The organism is Rhodococcus sp. JS3073 (assembly GCF_026810085.1).
GTDB classification, from domain to species: Bacteria; Actinomycetota; Actinomycetes; order Mycobacteriales; family Mycobacteriaceae; genus Rhodococcus_F; species Rhodococcus_F wratislaviensis.
In genome coordinates, this window is the sequence record NZ_CP113951.1 from 5,374,021 (window position 1) to 5,392,516 (window position 18,496).

Below are 18,496 nucleotides of genomic sequence, written 5' to 3' on the forward strand. Positions count from 1 at the left end.
TGACTGCGGAAGGCTAGCGGAGTTGGCAATGAACATTATCAGCGGTGCCGCGCGCGCCGCCAGAAATGCAGTCGGGGTTCTTCGGGACGCGAGTGAGGGCGCCTGGACTTTTACGAACAACAAGCTGCGACAACGGACGCAAACTTCGAAGGAAGCTAGAGCCGGACTCAAGGTGGAACCCCAGAGCGCAATCAAGCCCGAGTCGGAGCCGGCCACGTCCGACGTGCCGCCCGTGAAGAAGGCTGCTGCCAAGACACCTGCGAAGAAGGCTGCGGCCGCCAAACCGACCCGGTCCGAGACGCCGCCCGCCAAGAGAGGCGCCAAGGCAATCGCCAAACCGGCGCCGTCCGAGACGCGGCCCGCGAAGAAGGCCGTCGCGAAGGCACCTGTGACGAAGGCTGCGGCGGCGAAGGCGCCTGCGAGGAAGGCTGCGGCGGCGAAGGCGCCTGCGAGGAAGGCTGCGGCGGCGAAGGCGCCCGTGAGGAAGGCTGCGGCGGCGAAGGCGCCTGCGAGGAAGGCTGCGGCGGCGAAGGCGCCTGCGAGGAAGGCTGCTGCGAAGGCGCCCGCGAGGAAGGCTGCTGCGAAGGCGCCCGCGAGGGAGGCCGCTGCGAAGGCGCCTGTGAAGAAGGCTGCTGCGAAGGCACCTACGAGGAAGGCTGCGGCTGCGAAGGCACCTGTGAGAAAGGCTGAGCCCGCCAAGGAGGCTGCTGTCAAGGCGCCTGCGAAGAAGGCCGCTGCGAAGAAGGCCGCTGTGAAGAAGGCTGCTGCGAAGGCACCTGTGAAGAAGGCTGCGGCTGCGAAGGCATCTGTGAGAAAGGCTGCGCCCGCCAAGGAGGCTGCTGCGAAGGCGCCCGCGAGGAAGGCTGCTGCGAAGGCGCCAGCGAGGAAGGCTGCGGCCGCCAATCCGACCCGGTCCGAGACGCCGCCCGCCAAGGAGGCTACTGCCAAGGCGCCTGCGAAGAAGGCTGCTGCGAAGGCGCCCGTGAGGAATGCTGCGCCGGCCGGTTCTGATTGATCTACCGGTGCGCGAGGCCTATGAGGGTGCCTGGGCTCGTGTTGCAGGGCGTTCGCCCCACCCGGGGGCGGGGGTGTTCCTCTGTCGGTTGTCGGCTCGCGGATAGGGGTCTGGGGTTGTGCGGGTGTCGAACTTTCCGGATGGCGTCGGTGAGTTGGCCCGCCGTCGGCACAGCGTCCCGGACGTCGGCGAGCGGGGGACCGGCGCGTGGTGTAGGTGCTGATGGCAAGTGGTGAGTCCCGGCCGCGAAGCGGGTAATCGACGACGATGTCGTCGTTCATCGACTGGTCACCGACTCGGCTCCTGCACCGTGGCCTGGCCCGATCCGTCGCACCGCGCGACGGCGCGGCTGGCCCACGCCCATCCCCACACGGAGCAGCGATGTAGGACACCAGTCGGTGCCGACCTGCGCGACGGCGGGGGCGGGCGGTGGGAGTTCACAGCATCGCGTTCAGTGCCGTCCGCGCAGGTCGCGATGCGGGATTTGCACGTCAGATCGAGGTGTCATCGACTGTCCGACGGCGGGATCCCATTTCAGCTCTCAGGAATCACCCACCGACCGGCACGTCGTTTCCTCACTCGGACGCGACGCTTCGATTAGCGCCCACATTTCCTGAACCGGATAGCTCCCTTTTCGAGACCCCTACCCCTGAACACCCGGAAGCGGGGAACCTACCGTGAACTTCGCCCCGAACGGATCGGTGACATCCGCGGTCCGCCCGTACGGCATGTCCGTCGGGTCCTGCGCGGTCCCCCCGTTGGCCCGGGCGGCGGCAACGGCCGCGTTCGCATCGGCAACCTGGAAGAGGGTGCCCCAGGAGGATTCCGAGGCTGCCGGGTCGCCCACGATGCCACCGATCTCGTGCCCATCCGGTCTGCGTAGAAAGGTGAAGTCCACACCGGGTAGGTCGTCGTTCCCGTCCAGCGTGAAGTCGAACACCGCCGCGTAGAAGTCCCGCGCCGGACCGGGATTCGGTGTCACCAAGTCGTTGCGCAACAACGTGTTCGGCTCGTTTACGAGCTCGCAGCCGACGTGCGCCCGCCCCTGCCACAGCCCGAACTGCGCACCGGACGGATCCCGCACCATCGCCATCCGACCCTGGTCGGCGATGTCCATGGGCTCCATCAGCAGCGTGCCGCCCGCGTCTGCGGACCGAGCGACCGTCGCCTCGAGATCGTCGGTCGCCAGGTAGACGTTCCACCAGAACTCGGTGGCGTTCTCGTCGGGGTTCGGCATCAGCGCGGCGACCTTCTTGCCGCCGAGCAGACACATCGTGTACCGCCCGTACTCCTCGGGACCCACGTCGAACTCCCAGCCGAAGACCGACCGGTAGAAGGTCATCGCCCGGTCAAGGTCGGGAATGCCCAGGTCGATCCAGGTGGGGGTGCCGAGTGGTTGATTCGTCGTGACCGCGCTCATCGCTGCTCCTCAGCTGCCGGGTACCCACTCGACGCTAGCTTGCGGCACCGACATTCGACGGCAGAGCCGCGATTCGCTGTCCGATCCGCGAACCCACTCTGCAATCGACAGGACGGAGTCCTTGAGGTGCAGGGCGCCGAATGCCCGGTCGTCACCTCCCTCAGGCGTCCTTCCGGTCACCTTCTTCCGGTGCGCCACCCCCCAGCGTGTGCGCAACTTCGGCATGCTCACGCTGGGCATCGCTGCCGCCAACGGACACGTCAGACTCCTTGTCGGAAGTCAGTTCGCTCCGGTTGGGCGGACACGGTTTCTCCGGGTGAGAGGGTGCGGGCTATGACATTTCGGCTGCCGACCACCCTCGCGACGGACTCGGATGCCGCGGCGATCGCGGCGCGGATGAAGTATTACGACCGCCCGTACCTGGGCAAAGAGGCCAATGTCGAGGCGCATTCCGACTCCTGGTCGAGCACCGGCGACCGGGTGGGGGGAGGCGGACCGGTTCACCGCGGATGATCAGGTTGCGGTGACGTTCCTGTCGGTGCAGGTCCTAACGATGGCGGCGCGGGCGATCCTGGACACGATAGCGGAGGCGTTGAACGCCTCTCTGCGGGCGGTGGACCCGGATCGGGACCTGGTCGACGAGCCGGACCCGCTCGGCCCGGGGTGCTGGCCTGGGACTTGGAAACGGCGCTGCGCGGCCTGCGGAACGTGGGCTGGACGAACGCGACGAAGCTGATCGTCTCGGCCCTACGGGTGTTCGATGTGATCGCGTGGATGGACGGCAAGAACCGCGGTCTGGGCGTACCAGGTCGGCGATGAACCGTTCGAGAATGAGGGGCACCGGGTGATCGCTGACGCTGTGGATCTCTTCTGAGCCCTGCGCATATGTGGCTTTTCACGGTCGAGGGTGTAGTCGCTGGTTGGGTGTTGGCTGGCGCGTCGGTCTCGGGGTGGGTTTCGAGGTCTTTTCGAGGATGGAGGTTCCTATGCCGCCCATCTCGATGAGCTCGACGTGCCTGACGCTGCCTTCGGGTGTCCTGCCCTGACCATGTTCTGCCGCCTGGATGAGCTCGGCCTGGTCGTGGTCGGACGGCGTCTCGCAGTGGACTTTTTCGCGTACTCGCTCGGATCGGTCAACGACGCACCCGATAGCGCAGGTGAAGCACCCGGTTGCCCTGAATCACCACGTCGGGATCTTCCAACAGGTGCTGTGCGTGGACCGACCCGAAGTAGCGCTTGCCGGACCCGAATACGACGGGTACGACGTCCATGCGCACCTCGTCGATCAGGCCTGCGGCGAGCACCTGGCCGCCGACGTCGCCGGCGGCGACCTCGACGATGCGGTCACCTGCGAGCTGCTGCGCCTTGGCGACGGCTGCCTCGACGCCGTCGACGAAGTGAAACGGTGCCTCGGGGTCCCAGCCCTCGGGCTCCGGCCGGTGCGTCACGACGACCACGTGGTCGATCCCGCTCGGAGGTTTTCCGTCCCAGCCGTCCGTCAGGTCGAAGACGTGGCGGCCGACGAGTGTCGCCCCGATCTGGTCCCAGTACGGCCGGGTGTAGTCGTAGGACGTCTGCGACACCGTGATCTCGCCGCTCTCGTCCAATGGGACGTCACCGTTGGACAGCCAGTCGAACAGCGGTCCGGGCTGGTCGTTCTCGTCCGCGATGAAGCCGTCCACCGACACCGAGCTGTACATGACCACCTTGCCCACGGGGCTCTCCTCTGCTTTGGGGTGTTCCTAATTTAGCGTGTCGTGAGCTGCCGCTCGTGTATGAAATCAATCGGCCGGCAGCGGCCAGCTGTCCAGCACGTGGCCGGGATGTTCGCGCAGGAACCGCCGCCGGACTTCGACGTACCGGGTTGGCGTGAGCCCGGTGAACGCCCGCAACTCGTGGCCGAAGTGGGCTTGGTCGAAGTAGCCTGCGCCACCGGCGAGGTCGGCTCAGTCGATCGGTCCGGCGGGGTTGATCGCGAACACGGTGACGGTGAAGGGTAGGTGCGGGCCAGCCGCTTCGGCGTGACGCCGATGTGTCCCTTGAACCGCTGTGCCAGATGAGTGGTGCTGACACCGGCTGCCACGCTCAGGTAGAGGCCGGAGCTAGGCCGCACGTGCGCGGACCGATTGCAAGCCCCGACCGGTACGTTCGAACGAACGCGGGTTTCACGACTTCCTCGAAGGTGTTGTAGCGAGTGACTCCATGGCGCACTGAGCGGACCTTGCCTGTGTTCGCTTCGACCGATGTCGCACTGGTTCAGTCTGACTGCACTGGTGTGACATTGGGCGAACTGTCCGCCGAGGCGGCGGACCAGCGGGCAAGTTCTGACCGTTAATCGGCAAGTCCCCCGGCCCTTTCGGTGCCGGGGGACATTGTTGTTTCAGGTCGTCTGCACGAGTGTCTCGATCGACCGACGGTCAGTTCCGAGATGTGATGGTGTCTTCGACTTTCAGCGGCTCCACTTTGCCCATGATGAACAGATAGTTCGCCGCGCCGAGGAGTGCGACCGCTCCGATGACGGCGAGCGGGGCGATGTAGGACCCGGTCCGGTCGACGAGAACTCCGATGACGACCGGGGTGAAGATACCGGCGAGGTTCGAGGCGAAGTTCTGGATTCCCCCGATGGACCCGACGTGGTTCGAGCTCGGTGCGACGTCCGCAGGAAGGGACCAGATTCCGGTGGCAGCGATGGTCAGGCTCGAGTAGGCAAGTGACAAGAGTGCCAACGCCATCCAGGCTTCGGGGACGACCGCTGCGAACATGATGACGGAGCCGCCGGTCAGGCCTCCGGCGATCTGGGTCTTGCGGACACGGGTGATCGAGTGCCCCCGGCGTACTGCCCGATCGGCGGCCAGACCGCCGAGCCAGCCACACGCGACGGCGCACACACCCGGCAGAGCGCCGAACATGCCGAGTTTGAGGAGGTCGAATCCGCGTTCGCTGACGAGGTAGCTGGGGAAGAAGGTGATGAAGAAGTAGATGGCGCTGTTCAGGCAGAAGAAGCCGAACATCATGCTCAGGATCGTGCGGTAGCGGAAGAGGGACCGCCAGGGCAGCTTCGCGGCTACGGCGTCGTCGTTGCCTGCGGTGCGGGCGCCGCCGTCCTCGATGTATGCGAGTTCGGCGGCGTCGACCCGGGGGTGCTCCTGCGGGCTGCGGTAGATCTTCCACCAGGCGAAGGCCCAGACGACACCGAGTGCGCCGATGATGATGAACACGCCGTGCCAGGTGGTGATCGAGATGACGAGCGTGACGATCGGCAGCGCGATCACGGCGCCGACGCGAGAGCCGGAATCCCAGATGCTCGTCGCGAATGCGCGCTCGCTTTTCGGAAACCAGGTGGCGACGACCTTGGCGGACGTGCTCGGGGCTGGGCTCTCGCCCACACCGAGCAGGAAGCGGACCGCGAACAGTGAGCCGAATCCGCGAGCCAGTGAGGTGGCCATGGTGCAGACCGACCACCACAAGGCGGCGATGGTGAACGACCGCCGTGGCCCGACCTTGTCGACGTACCACCCTGCGGCGAGTTGGCACACGTCGTAGGCCCAGAAGAAGGCCGCGAAGATCAAGCCCTGCTGGGTGCCGGTGAGGTGGAAGTCCTCGCCCATGAATGGCAGAGCAACGCTCAGGCTCGAGCGGTCGAGATAGTTGATGCTGAGTCCGACGAATGCGAGCCAGATGACGGCCCAGCGCATGCGCGTCATGGTCCGTGGCGCTTTCACATCGGATGCACTTCCTACTGCAGTACTCATGTGGGGTCTCCCTGACCTGACCATTGTGTCCTCGGATGTCGAGTGCCGAGGGGGGGAAGGTGTCGATCGGAACGGAATCGTATAGGAACCGTCGTGATCGTATAGGGAGCATGGAATCAGGTGATCGCCATCACTGTCAAGGGTGGAGGTGACGCCCGTCGAAGCCGGACCCGCGGGCACTGGGTCGTTCGGGAGTGGCGGCTAACGGACGATGCGCATCGCGGACGACGGCTTCGTCGCAGCCGGGTCGAGGGCCGGGAGTGTGCCGTCGAATGCCTGCGCGAATCTCGTGAAGGAGTTCCGGATGTGGTCGGCCATCGCCTGCTCGGCCGCCTCCGGTTCGCAGTTGCGGATTGCTTCCCACACTCGGCGATGTTCGGTGACGGTGACCGTTCCGTCGACATCGGCGGGGTAGAGCCGGAAGATGTGCAAATGGCAATGCGTCTGGACGAATGCCTGCTGGACCACGCGATTGCCGGCGGCGCCGAGGACGGTGTCGTGGAAGAGGGTGTCGTGGGCGACGAGGTCCTGGCGTAGATCTCCGCCCAGGTCGACCCGGCGCTCGAAGGCGTCCAACTCCCGATCGAGGCGGTCGCTGGGGTTCGCGAGGCGATCTACTGCCGCTGATCGTGCGGCCCACGGCTCGACGAGTAGGCGGAACTCGAAGAGTGATCGGAGTTCGGGCAATTCGAGGAGCGGAGTGGTGCTGTACCCGCGGCCCGGGCTGTAGACCACCAGGTTGTCACCCTCGAGTCGCTGCAGCGCCTCGCGGACCGGCGTCTGTGAGACCCCGAGATCGCGCGCGATGGCGTCGATGTTCATTCGGGTGCCCGGCGGTATCTCGCTGGCCACGATGGAGTCTCGGAGAGCGGAATAGACCTCGCCCGCCGCCACTTTCGGCGTTGCCTTCGGAGCATCGGACGCGTCTCGCCGGGGCATGGTTACCTCTCTCTGCTCCTCTGGGCCGCGACGGTGCTGTGCAGGTCACGGGCATATCGACCTGCCGACTGTATACGCCGCGAGCCCGCTCCCTGTCGACCAGCAGTGCAATGGGGGTTGACGCCCGTCACGCGCCCTATATGATTATGGCAATTCCTATACGATCCTTGAAAGTGAGTGCCCATGTCTCGCATCGCTTCCATCACGACCGCGGACGTCCGGTTCCCGACGTCGCTGGAACTCGACGGCTCGGACGCCGTCAACGTCGACCCCGACTACTCCGCCGCTTACATCACGATCCGCACGGACGACGGCGAGGAGGGGCACGGCTTCGTCTTTACCTGCGGTCGCGGTAACGACGTCATCACCCACGCCATCGACACCTATGCGCAGTTGCTGATCGGCCGGAACGTCGAGGCATTGATCTTCGATCTCGGCGCCGCATCCAAGAGGTTGGTCCACGACTCGCAGCTGCGGTGGCTCGGCCCGGAGAAGGGCGTCAGTCAGATGGCCTGCGGGGCATTGATCAACGCGCTGTGGGACATTCGCGCTCGGCGAGAGGGTAAGCCGCTCTGGCTGCTGCTCAGCACGATGGCCCCGGAGGAGATCGTCGACGTCGTGGACTACACGCACATCCGAAACGCACTCGATCCCGCGCAAGCACTCGACATCCTCCAGCGTGCAAGCGCAGGCAAGGACGACCGTATCGCCGCGTTGCAGGCCGACGGATACCCCGCCTACACGACGTCGCCGGGGTGGTTGGGTTACAGCGACGAGAAGCTCGTGCGCCTCAGCAGGGAGGCGGCCGCGGAAGGCTTCTCCATGATCAAGCTCAAGGTCGGCGGGAGTGTCGAGGACGATCTTCGTCGCCTCGCCCTCGCACGGGAGGCCGTCGGCGATCTGCCGATCGCGATCGACGCCAACCAGCGATGGGAGGTTGCCGAGGCCATCGAGTGGGTCAACCGGCTCGCACCGTTCGAGCCGTATTGGATCGAGGAACCGACCAGCACCGACGACATCCTCGGCCACGCCGACATCCGCAAGGGTGTTTCGCCGACGCGCGTCGCCACGGGAGAGGCCGTCGCGAACCGCATCGTATTCAAACAGTTGCTGCAGGCCCAGGCGATCGACGTCCTCCAACTCGACTCCACGCGGGTCGCGGGGGTCAACGAGAACATCGCGACGATGCTGCTGGCCGCGCGCTACGGGGTACCGGTCTGCCCGCACGCCGGTGGTGTCGGGCTGTGCGAACTCGTCCAGCACTTCTCGTTCTTCGACTACGCGGCCGTCAGCGGTTCACAGGAGGGACGCATGATCGAGTACGTCGATCACCTGCACGAGCACTTCGCCGAACCCGTCCGAATCGTAGGTGGCCGCTACGCCGCACCCACGCTGCCGGGAATCGGTGCAGAGATGCTCACGGCATCGAAGGACCACTGGGTGTTCCCCGACGGTGCCGGCTGGCGCGAGGTGAACGGCCGCGCAGCAACCACCGCGACCGAAGTGGAAGTGGCGTCGTGACCACGAGCATCGAGAATCTGGGTCGGACGGTAGAAGCGGCCCACGCAGCCTTCGAGAAGGCACGAACCGTCACACCGGACACCCGCGCGAGTTGGCTCGAGGCCGTCGCGGACGGCCTGGAGAGCGATGCGCCGGCCTTGATCGACATCGCTGCCGGCGAAACCCATCTCGGAACGGTTCGGCTTCAGGGTGAACTGCGGCGCACCACCTTCCAGCTCCGCCTGTTCGCCGACGAGATCCGGCGCGGCGAGCACCTCGACGCCACCATCGACCACGCCGACGACACATGGGGGATGGGGCCGCGGCCGGACATCCGCCGCGTCAATGTGCCGCTGGGCGTCGTGGGTGTCTTCGGAGCATCGAATTTCCCGTTCGCGTTCAGCGTCATGGGTGGTGACAGCGCCTCGGCGCTGGCCGCCGGATCCGCCGTCGTCCACAAGGCGCACGACGGGCACCTCGATCTGGCCGCGCGCACAGCCGAGGTCGTGGTCACCGCCCTCGAGACGGCCGGAGCACCCAGCGGACTCTTCGCGCTCGTGACGGGGCGTCCCGCAGCCGAGGCCCTCGTGGATCACCCGCTGGTCAAGGCCATCGGATTCACCGGATCCACCGCCGGCGGCCGCGCACTCTTCGACCGGGCATCGGCGCGTCCCGAACCCATTCCCTTCTACGGCGAACTCGGCGGAGTCAACGCGGTCTTCGTCACCGAGAGCGCGTGGAGGCGCCGCCGCGACGACATCCTTACCGGCTACGCGCAATCCTTCACTCTCGGCATGGGCCAGTTCTGCACCAAGCCGGGCCTGCTGTTCGTGCCGGCCGGCGACATCGGTGCCGTCGTGTCAGTCCTGTCCCGTGCCCTCGAGGGTTTCGAGCCGACCCGTCTTCTCAACGATCGCCTCCATGACGGGTACCGCGCGGCGGTGACCGCGGTCAGGAGTGAGCCCGGCGTCGACGCGATCGTCGACGGGAACTGCGCGACGCCGCCCGCCCCGACCGTGCTCCGCACGACCGCAGCGCACGTTCGGGCGAACCCGGAACTGGTGCGGCAGGAGATGTTCGGTCCCGCAAGCCTCGTCGTCGAATACGGTGACGCGGCTGAACTCGTAGGGCTCGCTCGGCTTCTGGAAGGCCAGCTCACCACGACACTGCAGGCCGATGACGACGACGACGTCAGCGAATTGGCCGCCGTCCTCGCCGACATCAGTGGCCGGGTGCTGTGGAACGGCTGGCCCACCGGTGTGACGGTCAGCTACGCACAGCACCACGGTGGTCCGTATCCGGCAACCACCTCGACGACCACGTCCGTGGGCACCGCGGCGGTCGGTCGGTTCCTCCGTCCGGTCGCGTACCAGTCCTTCCCCCCGTCCCGGCTGCCCGAACCGTTGCAGGACGCAAACCCGTGGGGAATCGCACAGCGGGTCGACGGCGAGTGGCGTCGTCCGGGGCGAACGGGGATCCAGCGATGACTCTCGACCAGGTGTTGCCGGAGGACGTCGACCAGGCCCGGTTGATCGGAAGGGTGTGGGACATCGAGACGGGCGGGCCCCGGGTGGTCGCGATCCGCGACGGGAGCGTCTTCGACCTGACCACGATCGCTGCGACCGTCTCCGAACTACTCGAATCACCCACCGCCGTCAGCGATGTCGACGACGCGACAACCACTCCGCGCTGGCACCTCGCCGACCTGATAGACGCGTCCCTCGCGCGGGATCCGAGCCGAGCCCGTCTCCTCGCTCCGGTCGATCTGCAGGTGGTCAAGGCGTGCGGCGTCACGTTCGTCGAGAGCATGATCGAGCGGGTCATCGAGGAGCGGGCTGCGGGTAATCCGGACCGCGCGGCGGAGGTCCGGGCGCTGATCGGGCAGGCGATCGGGGGCAGTATCTCCACGCTGCGGCCGGGATCGTCCGAGGCGGCAGCGACCAAGCGCATCCTCCTCGAGGAGGGACTGTGGTCGCAGTACCTGGAGGTGGGGATCGGACCCGATCCGGAGGTGTTCACGAAGGCGCCGGTGCTGTCGTCGGTGGGTTTGGGTTCGAAGATCGGCATCCCCTCGTTCTCGTCATGGAACAACCCGGAGCCCGAGTTGGTCCTGATCGTGAACTCGGTCGGCAGCATCGTCGGAGCCACGCTCGGAAACGACGTGAACCTGCGGGACGTCGAAGGCCGCAGCGCATTGCTTCTCGGGAAGGCGAAGGACAACAACGCCTCGAGTGCGCTCGGGCCGTTCGTCAGGCTCTTCGATGAGCAGTTCACTCTCGAGACCGTCCGGTCGGAAGAGATTCGGCTTCGCGTCGACGGCACGGACGGATTCACGATGGAGGGCGCGAACAGCCTCGCCCGGATCAGCCGCCCGTTCGAGGAACTGGTCTCGGCCACCACCGGTGATCACCACCAGTACCCCGACGGTTTCGCTCTCTACACAGGAACCCTTTTCGCTCCGACCGTTGATCGCGACCTGCCAGGGCAAGGCTTCACGCACAAGGCCGGCGACGTCGTCACCATCAGCAGTAAACATCTCGGTTCACTGATCAACGAGGTCGGCGACACCGCGATCTTGCCGGACTGGTCGTTCGGACTACGCCAGTTGTTCGACTACCTCCACACCCAATCGGTACCCCGTCCGGCGGCGGCCACCACCACCACCGCCGCCGCTGTGTAGCCGAAATTCGCAGCAGAGCGGGGCGCCGAGGCCCCGGTCTGCCCGACGCTTACTTCCCGCCGACGATGCCGCTGTCGAGGAGTTTGGCGATGTCGGAGTCGGAGCTGCCGAGGAGGTCCCGGAGCACGCTCCCGGTGTCGTCGCCGACCGCGGAGGCGGGCGCCACGGTGGCGTGGTGGCCGTCGAACGATGCGGGATGCCCGGAGGCGAGGTAGGTGCCGATCCGCGGCTGGTCGAGGGGGGTGAACATCGGGTTCTTCTCGAGCTCCCCGGACTTCACGACTTCCTCGAAGGTGCGGTAGCGCTCGGCGAGCACGGACGTCTTCGAGAGCGCCTCGGCCACTTCGGCCGCGGTGTGTTCGCGGAACCAGCGGGCGAAAAGGGCGGTGAGGACGTCGCGGTGGGTGAAGCGATCGGTGTCACGCGCGAAGTCGACGTCGAGTGCGGTGGCAAGTGCCTCCACGGCGGTCGTGGTTCCGGTGACGGCGACCAGGTCACGGAAGTGCCGCGGGGTGAGAGCGACGATCATGAACCGTTCGCCGTCGCTGGTGGTGAAATCCGTTCCGTACGTACCGTAGACGGAGTTTCCGGTCGCCGGCCTGCTGGTGCCGTTGATCTGGATTTCGGTGAGGTAGCCGAGGGTGCCGGCGGTGGCCAGCGCGACGTCCTCGAGCGGCAGGCGGATGTGGGTGCCCTCGCCGGTGGCGTCGCGGTGCCGGACGGCGGCGGCGACGGCCAGCGCGGCGTACAGCCCACACACCACGTCCCACGCGGGCAGGACGTGGTTGACGACGCCGGCGTGATCGGTGGGACCGGTGATGGACGGGAAGCCGAGCCCCGCATTGACGGTGTAGTCGACGGCGGGGGAACCGTCGGAGCCACCGAGGACTTCGAGGGTTATGACGTCGGAGCGCAGCGCCCTGAGCGCGTCGTGATCGAGCCAGTCACGGCCACCGGCGTTGGTGACGAGAATTCCGCCACCCGCACCGGGGGCCGCGACCAGTTGCTGTACGAGCTGCTGCCCCTCGGGACTGCGCATGTCGACGGCCACGGACCGCTTGCCGCGGTTGAGGCCGGCCCAGTAGATGCTCTCGCCGTCACTCGTGACCGGCCAGCGTTTGTAGCAGGCGGCGCCGCCGATGGGATCGACCCGGATCACCTCGGCCCCCAGCTGAGACAGTGTCAGCCCGCACAGGGGGGACGCGATGAAGCTGGAGACCTCGACGATCCGAAGTCCGGCAAGGGGAGTGTGGGCAGTCACGAGAGAAGCTCCTTGATGGTGGAGGTCAGGCCATGAGGGCGGTGAAACGCCAGTCGAGGACGGGAACGTCGGACGCTGCGGCGTTGTGCGCGAACACGAGTGAACGCAAATGCAGTACGCCGCCACCGTCGGGCAACGCCTCGGCGCTCTCGATCTCGAGTTCGCTGGTGAGGGTGTCGCCCTCGTGAACGGGACCGGTGTGGTCGCAGGACTTCCAGCCCAGGACCGTGACGAGGTTGGGCAGGGCGCGCGTGGCCTGCCCGAGCGCGATGCCGATGGTGTGCCCGCCGTAGACGAGACGTCCGTCCGCGCCGACCCGTTCGTCGTGATGGGTGGCCGCGATGTTGAGGGTGAGGCGCGCCAGTTCGGGGGCGCTCGAGACCACGTCGCCGCTGCTCCGCAGGACCGCGCCGGCGAGGTCGGTCGAGAAGTGCTGTCCGGGAACCTTGTCGCGGTAGCGGTCGAGGTCCCAGCCCTCGGGTGCGGCGAAGGACTGCTCCGTCTGCGGACCGATCGCGGACAGGTCGTCGGACTTGCGGACGCGGTCCTCGTCGGGGTTCTCGCTCAGCGGGAGCATGGCGCAGCGGTAGAAGTCGAGGACGGTGCGGCCGTCCTGGTCCGTCGACGTCATCCGCAGTGCCGCCAGCCCGGTGGGTTTGCGTCCGGGCTTCGCCGAATTCTCGCGCAGACCCACCACTTCGGTGCGGGTGTACAGGGTGTCGCCGAGATGGGGGAAGTGGTGGAAGCGGAGGCCGCGGTAGAACAGGTTGGCCTTCACGTGGTGCGTGGCGAGCGTGGACTGTCCGATGGCGACGTCGCAGACGAGGCCGGGATTCGCCACGGCGTCCCCGGATCCGGTGACGGCCCGGGACAGGTGCGCGTCGAGAGGCAGCCGCAGACGGTCGCCGAGGATGGCTTGATGGGCGGCGGCGAGGCCGCTGGTGAGGGTGACCGCGGGTGCGGTGTCGAACACCTGCCCCACCTCGAGTTCGTCGAAGTACGGTCCACCGACGTACGTCTGCGTGATCGTCACTGTGCACCTACCTGGGCGAGGACCCGTCGTGCGGCCACCGCGACGGCCTCGTCGAGCATCTGCCCGTCGAGTTGCGCCGCCCCGCTGCCCGCGGCCTCGGCGGCGGCGAGTGCGTCGATCACGCGGCGTGCGTCCTCGACGGCGGAGTCGGTGGGGGTGAAGGCCGACGCAGCCGAATCGACCTGGGCGGGATGGATGACCCATTTCCCGTCGAACCCGAGCGCGCTCGTCCATACGGCCGAGTGACGGAAGGCGTCGTCGTCGGCGATACCGAGGAACGGTCCGTCGATCGCCTGGATGCCCGCGGCGCGGGCGGCGACGAGGACGCCGTCCTGGATCGCGAGCCAGTGCTCGGGAAGGGCTGAGCGGGAACGACCGAGGGCCGCCCCGAGATCGGCGTAGCCGATGATGACGGACTCGAGCCGGGCGACGGCCCGGGTGATGTCGCCGATGTTCTGCACCCCGACCGGAGTTTCGACGAGAGCCTGCAACCCGATGTCGGTACCGGCGAGAGCCCGATCGGCGTGCGCCAGATCCTGCGCTGTCTCCACCTTGGGAACCACGATGCTCGTGAGTGCGTCGCCGAGGGAAGCGCACAGGGCGAGGTCATCCTCGGCCCACGGCGTGGTCAGCGCGTTGATGCGGACCGAGACGGCCCGGGAGCCGTCGGACTCGCGCACGAGACGGCGCACGAGGTCGCGGGCGTCGGCCTTCCTGGCCGAGGCGACGGCGTCCTCGAGGTCGAGGACCACCTCGTCGGCGGTCGACCGGAGCGCCTTGACGGCCTTGCGTTCGTCGGATCCGGGGGCCACCAGAACGGCGCGCCTGCGGGTGAGGTTCTGCACGATGCTTCATTCCTAGCGTCCGGGAGCCCGGGTCGGGCTGATATGTACGGCCAGCCCGGTAGGGCTGCGCTACTGATGCTGGCAGCGGCGCAGCCATCATGTCAAGACCGATCGTTGACTTTAGGCAGACATTATCGGATTATGGCCGTACAAATGTTGTGCGAGTGCGAGGTGGAGTGATGGGCAAGCTGAACGAGGAAGAGGCGTACCTGGTCGAGACGGTGCGCGCCTTCATCGACCGCGACGTGAAGCCGACGGTGCAGGCGGTGGAACACGCCAACGAGTACCCCGAGAAGTGGATCGAGCAGATGAAGCAGATCGGGATCTACGGTCTGGCGGTCCCGGAGGAGTACGGCGGATCACCGGTGTCGATGCCCTGTTACGCGCAGGTGACCCAGGAACTGGCCCGCGGGTGGATGAGCCTGGCCGGGGCGATGGGCGGGCACACCGTCGTCGCGAAGCTGCTGTCGCTATACGGCACCGAGGAGCAGAAGCAGCAGTACCTACCGAAGATGGCGACCGGCGAGATCCGGGCCACGATGGCGCTGACCGAGCCCGGCGGCGGGTCGGATCTGCAGGCGATGTCCACCAACGCCAAGACCGACGGCGACGACCTGGTGATCACCGGTTCGAAGACGTGGATCTCCAACGCGCGGCGGTCCGGCCTGATCGCGCTGCTGTGCAAGACCGACCCGCAGGCGAGCCCCAAGCACAAGGGCATCTCGATCGTCCTGGTCGAGCACGGTCCCGGTCTGACGGTGTCGCGGGATCTGCCCAAGCTCGGCTACAAGGGCGTCGAGACCTGTGAGCTGTCGTTCGACGGTTACCGCACCCCCGCCACAGCGATCCTCGGCGGCACCCCCGGCAAGGGGTTCGCGCAGATGATGAAGGGCCTCGAGACCGGACGCATCCAGGTGGCCTGCCGGGCCCTCGGTGTGGCCACGGCGGCGCTCGAGGATTCCCTCGCGTATGCGCAGCAGCGGGAGAGCTTCGGGAAGCCGATCTGGAAGCACCAGTCGATCGGCAACTATCTCGCGGACATGGCGACCAAGCTGACCGCCGCCCGGCAGCTGACCTGGCACGCGGCCGAGCAGTACGACAGCGGCGAGCGGTGCGACATGGAGGCCGGGATGGCCAAGCTGTACGCGTCCGAGGTGGCGATGGACATCGCACTCAACGCGGTCCGGATCCACGGTGGCTACGGTTATTCCACCGAGTACGACGTCGAGCGGTACTTCCGCGACGCCCCGCTGATGATCGTCGGCGAGGGCACCAACGAGATCCAGCGCAACGTCATCGTCTCGCAACTCGTGTCGCGGGGCGGTCTGTAGTCCGGCAACCTGCACGTAGGATCGGTGCGCGATGAACGGTAGGGAACGAGAACGAGAGACGGAGCCGGCGTACCAGCTGGTGTCGAAGCAGCTCCGTGAACACATAGCCGCGGGCAAGTACCGCGGTGGCATCAAGCTCCCCACCGAATTCGAGCTCGCGGAACAGCACGGCGTGAGCCGGCAGACCGTGCGACGCGCATTCCAGGACCTGGTAGCCGAGGGCATCGTCTACCGGGTCCCGGGCCGGGGGACGTTCGCAGCGGAGTCCGACGGCCGATACCTGCGTCAGCTGGGGTCGATCGAGGATCTGATGAATCTGTCCACGGACACCACCATGGAGGTGGTCTCCCCCCTGCGCCGCCGGGTCGACATCGAGGCGGCGAGCAGGCTCCGCCTCGACACCGACCTCGTCCACACGGTCGTGTTCCGGCGACGCCACGACGACACCCCGTTCGTGCTGACCACCGTGTATCTTCCCGACGAGATCGCCCGGCTCGTCGTCGACGCGCCCGAGATGTCCGAGGGCGCTGTCAGCGCGTACACGATCATCGGTCTGCTGGAGCCGCACCTGCGGAGCCCCATCGTGGAGGCGGCGCAATCGATCACGGTCGCACCCGCCCCCGGGGACGTGGCCCGCGAACTCGGCTGCCCCGAGGGCCATTCGATGCTGCGGGTGGACCGCCTCTACTCCGATTCGGAGGGACGGACCGTCGAGTTGGCGGTCAGCTACTTCCTGCCCGAGCACTACACCTATCGCGTGACCCTGCGACGCGGCGGACGCTGACCGTCCGCGTCTTTGTCGCCTGAATCCGGCTAGGCGGGCAGATTCTCGCGTGCCCAGGCCGTCAGGGCGTTCAGGGACGGCAGGAGCGCCCGGCCCGCCGGCGTGAGTTCGTACGCGACCGAGACCGGTGGGCCCTCCTCCACCGAGCGCAGCACGAGACCGGCCGAGGCCAGTTCGGCGAGCCGGTCGGACAGCACCGAATCGCTGATTCCGCCCACTCCGCGGCGTAACTCCGAGAACGTGGACGGTCCCTCCATCAGCACGCCCAGGATCACGCCGTTCCAGCGCTTGCCGAGAAACGTGAAGGCGCGTGCGAGTGCCGCGTCGCAGGCACGGGGTTCGTGCGTCACTTCGCCGTCGTCAGCCATACCTCCACCCTAGCAACGGTGCTAGCATCGACCCTGCAACTAGTATTTTAGAAGTAACAAGCAGAAAGGGAGTCGATGACTCACGCAATCACTGCAGGTACAGGGCTCGACGAGGCAGCACGGGCGCTGCTCTACACAGAGGCGCGCACCGCCAACAGCTTCGCTCCGACTCCGGTGAGCGACGAGGAACTCGCGCAGATCTGGGAACTCGCGCGCTGGGCGCCCACGGCGGCCAACACGCAGCCGCTCCGGGTCCTGTTCGTGCGCACCGACGAGGGCCGCGCTCGTCTGGTGGAGCACATGAACGAGGGGAACAAGGCGAAGACCGCGTCGGCGCCTGCCGTCGCCGTCCTCGCGGTCGACCCACGTTTCCACGATCACATCCCGGCGCTGCTGCCGTTCCGTCCCGAACTCCGCGACGTGTTCGAGGCGAACGAGCCGATGCGCAAGCAGACCGGGGACTTCAACGGCGCCCTCCAGGCCGGCTACTTCATCCTCGCCGTGCGGTCGCTGGGTCTGGCGGCCGGACCGATGGCCGGATTCGACGCCGACGGGCTCGACAAGGAGTTCTTCCCCGACGGACAGTGGCACTCGACCCTCGTCGTCAACATCGGCCACCCGGGCGAGAACCCGTGGTTCGACCGGCTGCCCAGACTCGACCCGGAGGAATCCGTCTCCTGGGCTTGACGATCCACACCTATGAGTCGGCGGGCGCGGTGCCCGGCCCCCAGCTGCCGAACTGCTCCACCACGTCCCACAGTGGGTCGGTGGGACCGATGTCGTACGTGCAGTCGGCGGGCCGGGGGTCGGGCACGAACGCCCACAGGAGCGCCCCCGCGGCTCCGGCGTCCCGCTGCCCCTGGAGCTTGGCGGCGATGTGCGTCGCCCGGTCCGTCAGGGTGGCACACGATCCGGCGAGTTCGCCGATCTCGCCGACCAGGAGCGGTTTGCCCAGTGCCGCAGCCTGATCGAGGCGCCGGGCGAGGCCGTTCCACTGATCGCCGGGCAGTGGAACGCCGTCGGCACCGTAGTCGTGGTACTGCGCGACGTCGACGTACGGTGACGCCGAGACGAATTGGTACTCGTCGCCCTGGGTTCCGCACTGGCCACCGCCGGTGAAACCCGCCGTGATCAGGGTGCGCGGATCACGGGCGCGCACCTCGGCGCCCGCGGCGTCGAAGAAATCGCGCAGCACCTGCGCCGCGCCCGGCTCGCACGAGCGCGTCCACCACGAGCAGTCGGCTTCCGTGCACGTACTGGTCTCCGGCTCCCCGACGCGAACCCGTCGGACGAGGCCGTGACCCGGGCCCCCGGCGCCGGAGCCGCAGCCGACACGGCACCACCTCCCAACGCCGTCGATGCGACCGTCGCGATCACCGCCGCGATCATCGCGATACGGGATTCCCTCATGGATGAATAGTAGAGACCGGTCGGTACCGATTGGCGTCCGATCGGCACCTCGAGCGACCGTCCAGTCGCTCTGCCAGGGGACGACGCCTCGAACTTCACCCCCTCGACCCGATAGTGTGCACGGCGGGGGCAAGCGCACGTGATCACCGAGAATTCGC

General features: G+C 67.2%; 18 protein-coding genes and 1 pseudogene. 10 read left to right on the forward strand and 9 right to left on the reverse strand.

Annotated elements, in window-relative coordinates; all coding sequences use genetic code 11:
- Positions 1-172 precede the first annotated feature (172 nt).
- Complete coding sequence (locus OYT95_RS44715) at positions 173-1,015, forward strand: nucleoid-structuring protein H-NS (protein ID WP_442972571.1); 843 nt, start codon at positions 173-175, stop codon at positions 1,013-1,015.
- Between the two features lie 643 nt (positions 1,016-1,658).
- Here the strand turns inward: OYT95_RS44715 and OYT95_RS24210 are convergent.
- Positions 1,659-2,435 carry a VOC family protein gene (locus tag OYT95_RS24210; protein ID WP_268789322.1) on the reverse strand — a complete coding sequence of 259 codons (777 nt, stop codon included), beginning with the start codon at positions 2,433-2,435 and terminating at the stop codon, positions 1,659-1,661.
- A gap of 333 nt (positions 2,436-2,768) precedes the next feature.
- On the opposite strand from OYT95_RS24210, the gene OYT95_RS24215 reads away from it, so the two are divergent.
- On the forward strand, positions 2,769-2,948 hold the full coding sequence (locus tag OYT95_RS24215; RefSeq protein WP_268792344.1) for a hypothetical protein: 180 nt from the start codon (positions 2,769-2,771) through the stop codon (positions 2,946-2,948).
- Complete coding sequence (locus tag OYT95_RS24220; RefSeq protein ID WP_268789323.1) at positions 2,872-3,171, forward strand: DUF6308 family protein; 300 nt, start codon at positions 2,872-2,874, stop codon at positions 3,169-3,171. The genes OYT95_RS24215 and OYT95_RS24220 overlap by 77 nt, the downstream gene beginning before the upstream one ends.
- A gap of 397 nt (positions 3,172-3,568) precedes the next feature.
- Here OYT95_RS24220 and OYT95_RS24225 read toward each other — a convergent pair whose 3' ends face one another.
- The 3 genes from OYT95_RS24225 to OYT95_RS24235 all read right to left on the reverse strand — a co-directional run bounded on the left by OYT95_RS24225 (position 3,569) and on the right by OYT95_RS24235 (position 7,126).
- The gene (locus OYT95_RS24225) at positions 3,569-4,150 is read right to left on the reverse strand and encodes a dihydrofolate reductase family protein (protein WP_128641132.1); all 582 of its coding nucleotides are present in this window, start codon (positions 4,148-4,150) and stop codon (positions 3,569-3,571) included.
- Positions 4,151-4,852: 702 nt separating this feature from the next.
- Entirely contained in the window at positions 4,853-6,187 is a 1,335-nt protein-coding gene (locus OYT95_RS24230) for an MFS transporter (protein WP_268789324.1), read from the reverse strand.
- Positions 6,188-6,388: 201 nt separating this feature from the next.
- Complete coding sequence (locus OYT95_RS24235; protein ID WP_037231055.1) at positions 6,389-7,126, reverse strand: GntR family transcriptional regulator; 738 nt, start codon at positions 7,124-7,126, stop codon at positions 6,389-6,391.
- A 183-nt stretch (positions 7,127-7,309) separates the two neighbouring features.
- Between OYT95_RS24235 and OYT95_RS24240 the strand changes: the two genes are divergently transcribed.
- The 3 genes from OYT95_RS24240 to OYT95_RS24250 are packed head-to-tail and all read left to right on the forward strand — an operon-like array spanning position 7,310 to position 11,306.
- The gene (locus OYT95_RS24240) at positions 7,310-8,647 is read left to right on the forward strand and encodes an enolase C-terminal domain-like protein (protein ID WP_268789325.1); all 1,338 of its coding nucleotides are present in this window, start codon (positions 7,310-7,312) and stop codon (positions 8,645-8,647) included.
- Positions 8,644-10,113: an aldehyde dehydrogenase (NADP(+)) gene (locus OYT95_RS24245; RefSeq protein WP_268789326.1), complete on the forward strand. Its 1,470-nt coding sequence runs from the start codon at positions 8,644-8,646 to the stop codon at positions 10,111-10,113. The genes OYT95_RS24240 and OYT95_RS24245 overlap by 4 nt, the downstream gene beginning before the upstream one ends.
- Positions 10,110-11,306, forward strand: a complete 1,197-nt coding sequence (locus tag OYT95_RS24250; protein WP_268789327.1) for a fumarylacetoacetate hydrolase family protein — start codon at positions 10,110-10,112, stop codon at positions 11,304-11,306. Before OYT95_RS24245 ends, OYT95_RS24250 begins: the two co-directional genes overlap by 4 nt.
- A 49-nt stretch (positions 11,307-11,355) precedes the next feature.
- On the opposite strand, the gene OYT95_RS24255 is transcribed toward OYT95_RS24250, so the two are convergent.
- From OYT95_RS24255 to OYT95_RS24265, 3 genes are read right to left on the reverse strand one after another with little or no spacing between them, the layout of a single operon-like run.
- The gene (locus OYT95_RS24255; RefSeq protein WP_268789328.1) at positions 11,356-12,567 is read right to left on the reverse strand and encodes a CoA transferase; all 1,212 of its coding nucleotides are present in this window, start codon (positions 12,565-12,567) and stop codon (positions 11,356-11,358) included.
- A 25-nt stretch (positions 12,568-12,592) separates the two neighbouring features.
- Positions 12,593-13,600: a MaoC family dehydratase gene (locus OYT95_RS24260; RefSeq protein ID WP_268789329.1), complete on the reverse strand. Its 1,008-nt coding sequence runs from the start codon at positions 13,598-13,600 to the stop codon at positions 12,593-12,595.
- The gene (locus OYT95_RS24265) at positions 13,597-14,445 is read right to left on the reverse strand and encodes an HpcH/HpaI aldolase/citrate lyase family protein (RefSeq protein ID WP_268789330.1); all 849 of its coding nucleotides are present in this window, start codon (positions 14,443-14,445) and stop codon (positions 13,597-13,599) included. Before OYT95_RS24265 ends, OYT95_RS24260 begins: the two co-directional genes overlap by 4 nt.
- Before the next feature lie 179 nt (positions 14,446-14,624).
- On the opposite strand from OYT95_RS24265, the gene OYT95_RS24270 reads away from it, so the two are divergent.
- Together OYT95_RS24270 and OYT95_RS24275 are read left to right on the forward strand one after the other, a co-directional pair.
- Positions 14,625-15,776, forward strand: a complete 1,152-nt coding sequence (locus OYT95_RS24270) for an acyl-CoA dehydrogenase family protein (protein WP_268788951.1) — start codon at positions 14,625-14,627, stop codon at positions 15,774-15,776.
- A gap of 31 nt (positions 15,777-15,807) precedes the next feature.
- Positions 15,808-16,560, forward strand: a complete 753-nt coding sequence (locus tag OYT95_RS24275; RefSeq protein WP_128641139.1) for a GntR family transcriptional regulator — start codon at positions 15,808-15,810, stop codon at positions 16,558-16,560.
- Between the two features lie 29 nt (positions 16,561-16,589).
- On the opposite strand, the gene OYT95_RS24280 is transcribed toward OYT95_RS24275, so the two are convergent.
- Positions 16,590-16,928 carry a winged helix-turn-helix transcriptional regulator gene (locus OYT95_RS24280; protein ID WP_037231070.1) on the reverse strand — a complete coding sequence of 113 codons (339 nt, stop codon included), beginning with the start codon at positions 16,926-16,928 and terminating at the stop codon, positions 16,590-16,592.
- Between the two features lie 75 nt (positions 16,929-17,003).
- Here OYT95_RS24280 and OYT95_RS24285 point away from each other — a divergent pair, with 75 nt between their 5' ends.
- Positions 17,004-17,615 (forward strand): malonic semialdehyde reductase, encoded by a 612-nt coding sequence (locus OYT95_RS24285; RefSeq protein ID WP_268789331.1) that lies wholly within the window; start codon positions 17,004-17,006, stop codon positions 17,613-17,615.
- A gap of 10 nt (positions 17,616-17,625) precedes the next feature.
- On the opposite strand, the pseudogene OYT95_RS24290 reads toward OYT95_RS24285, so the two are convergent.
- Positions 17,626-18,204 (reverse strand): annotated as a pseudogene (locus OYT95_RS24290) (beta-mannosidase); the annotation flags it as partial.
- Between the two features lie 21 nt (positions 18,205-18,225).
- On the opposite strand from OYT95_RS24290, the gene OYT95_RS24295 reads away from it, so the two are divergent.
- Positions 18,226-18,348, forward strand: a complete 123-nt coding sequence (locus tag OYT95_RS24295) for a hypothetical protein (protein ID WP_268792345.1) — start codon at positions 18,226-18,228, stop codon at positions 18,346-18,348.
- Positions 18,349-18,496 lie beyond the last annotated feature (148 nt).

Excerpts from the sequence above, each read along its gene's own strand:
- OYT95_RS24270 (WP_268788951.1), top strand. The coding sequence starts at position 14,625 with ATGGGCAAGCTGAACGAGGAAGAGGCGTACCTGGTCGAGACGGTGCGC.
- OYT95_RS24235 (WP_037231055.1), bottom strand. The coding sequence starts at position 7,126 with ATGCCCCGGCGAGACGCGTCCGATGCTCCGAAGGCAACGCCGAAAGTG.
- OYT95_RS24215 (WP_268792344.1), top strand. The coding sequence starts at position 2,769 with ATGACATTTCGGCTGCCGACCACCCTCGCGACGGACTCGGATGCCGCG.
- OYT95_RS24250 (WP_268789327.1), top strand. The coding sequence starts at position 10,110 with ATGACTCTCGACCAGGTGTTGCCGGAGGACGTCGACCAGGCCCGGTTG.
- OYT95_RS24210 (WP_268789322.1), bottom strand. The coding sequence starts at position 2,435 with ATGAGCGCGGTCACGACGAATCAACCACTCGGCACCCCCACCTGGATC.
- OYT95_RS24285 (WP_268789331.1), top strand. The coding sequence starts at position 17,004 with ATGACTCACGCAATCACTGCAGGTACAGGGCTCGACGAGGCAGCACGG.
- OYT95_RS24230 (WP_268789324.1), bottom strand. The coding sequence starts at position 6,187 with ATGAGTACTGCAGTAGGAAGTGCATCCGATGTGAAAGCGCCACGGACC.
- OYT95_RS24220 (WP_268789323.1), top strand. The coding sequence starts at position 2,872 with ATGTCGAGGCGCATTCCGACTCCTGGTCGAGCACCGGCGACCGGGTGG.
- OYT95_RS24280 (WP_037231070.1), bottom strand. The coding sequence starts at position 16,928 with ATGGCTGACGACGGCGAAGTGACGCACGAACCCCGTGCCTGCGACGCG.
- OYT95_RS24240 (WP_268789325.1), top strand. The coding sequence starts at position 7,310 with ATGTCTCGCATCGCTTCCATCACGACCGCGGACGTCCGGTTCCCGACG.
- OYT95_RS24275 (WP_128641139.1), top strand. The coding sequence starts at position 15,808 with ATGAACGGTAGGGAACGAGAACGAGAGACGGAGCCGGCGTACCAGCTG.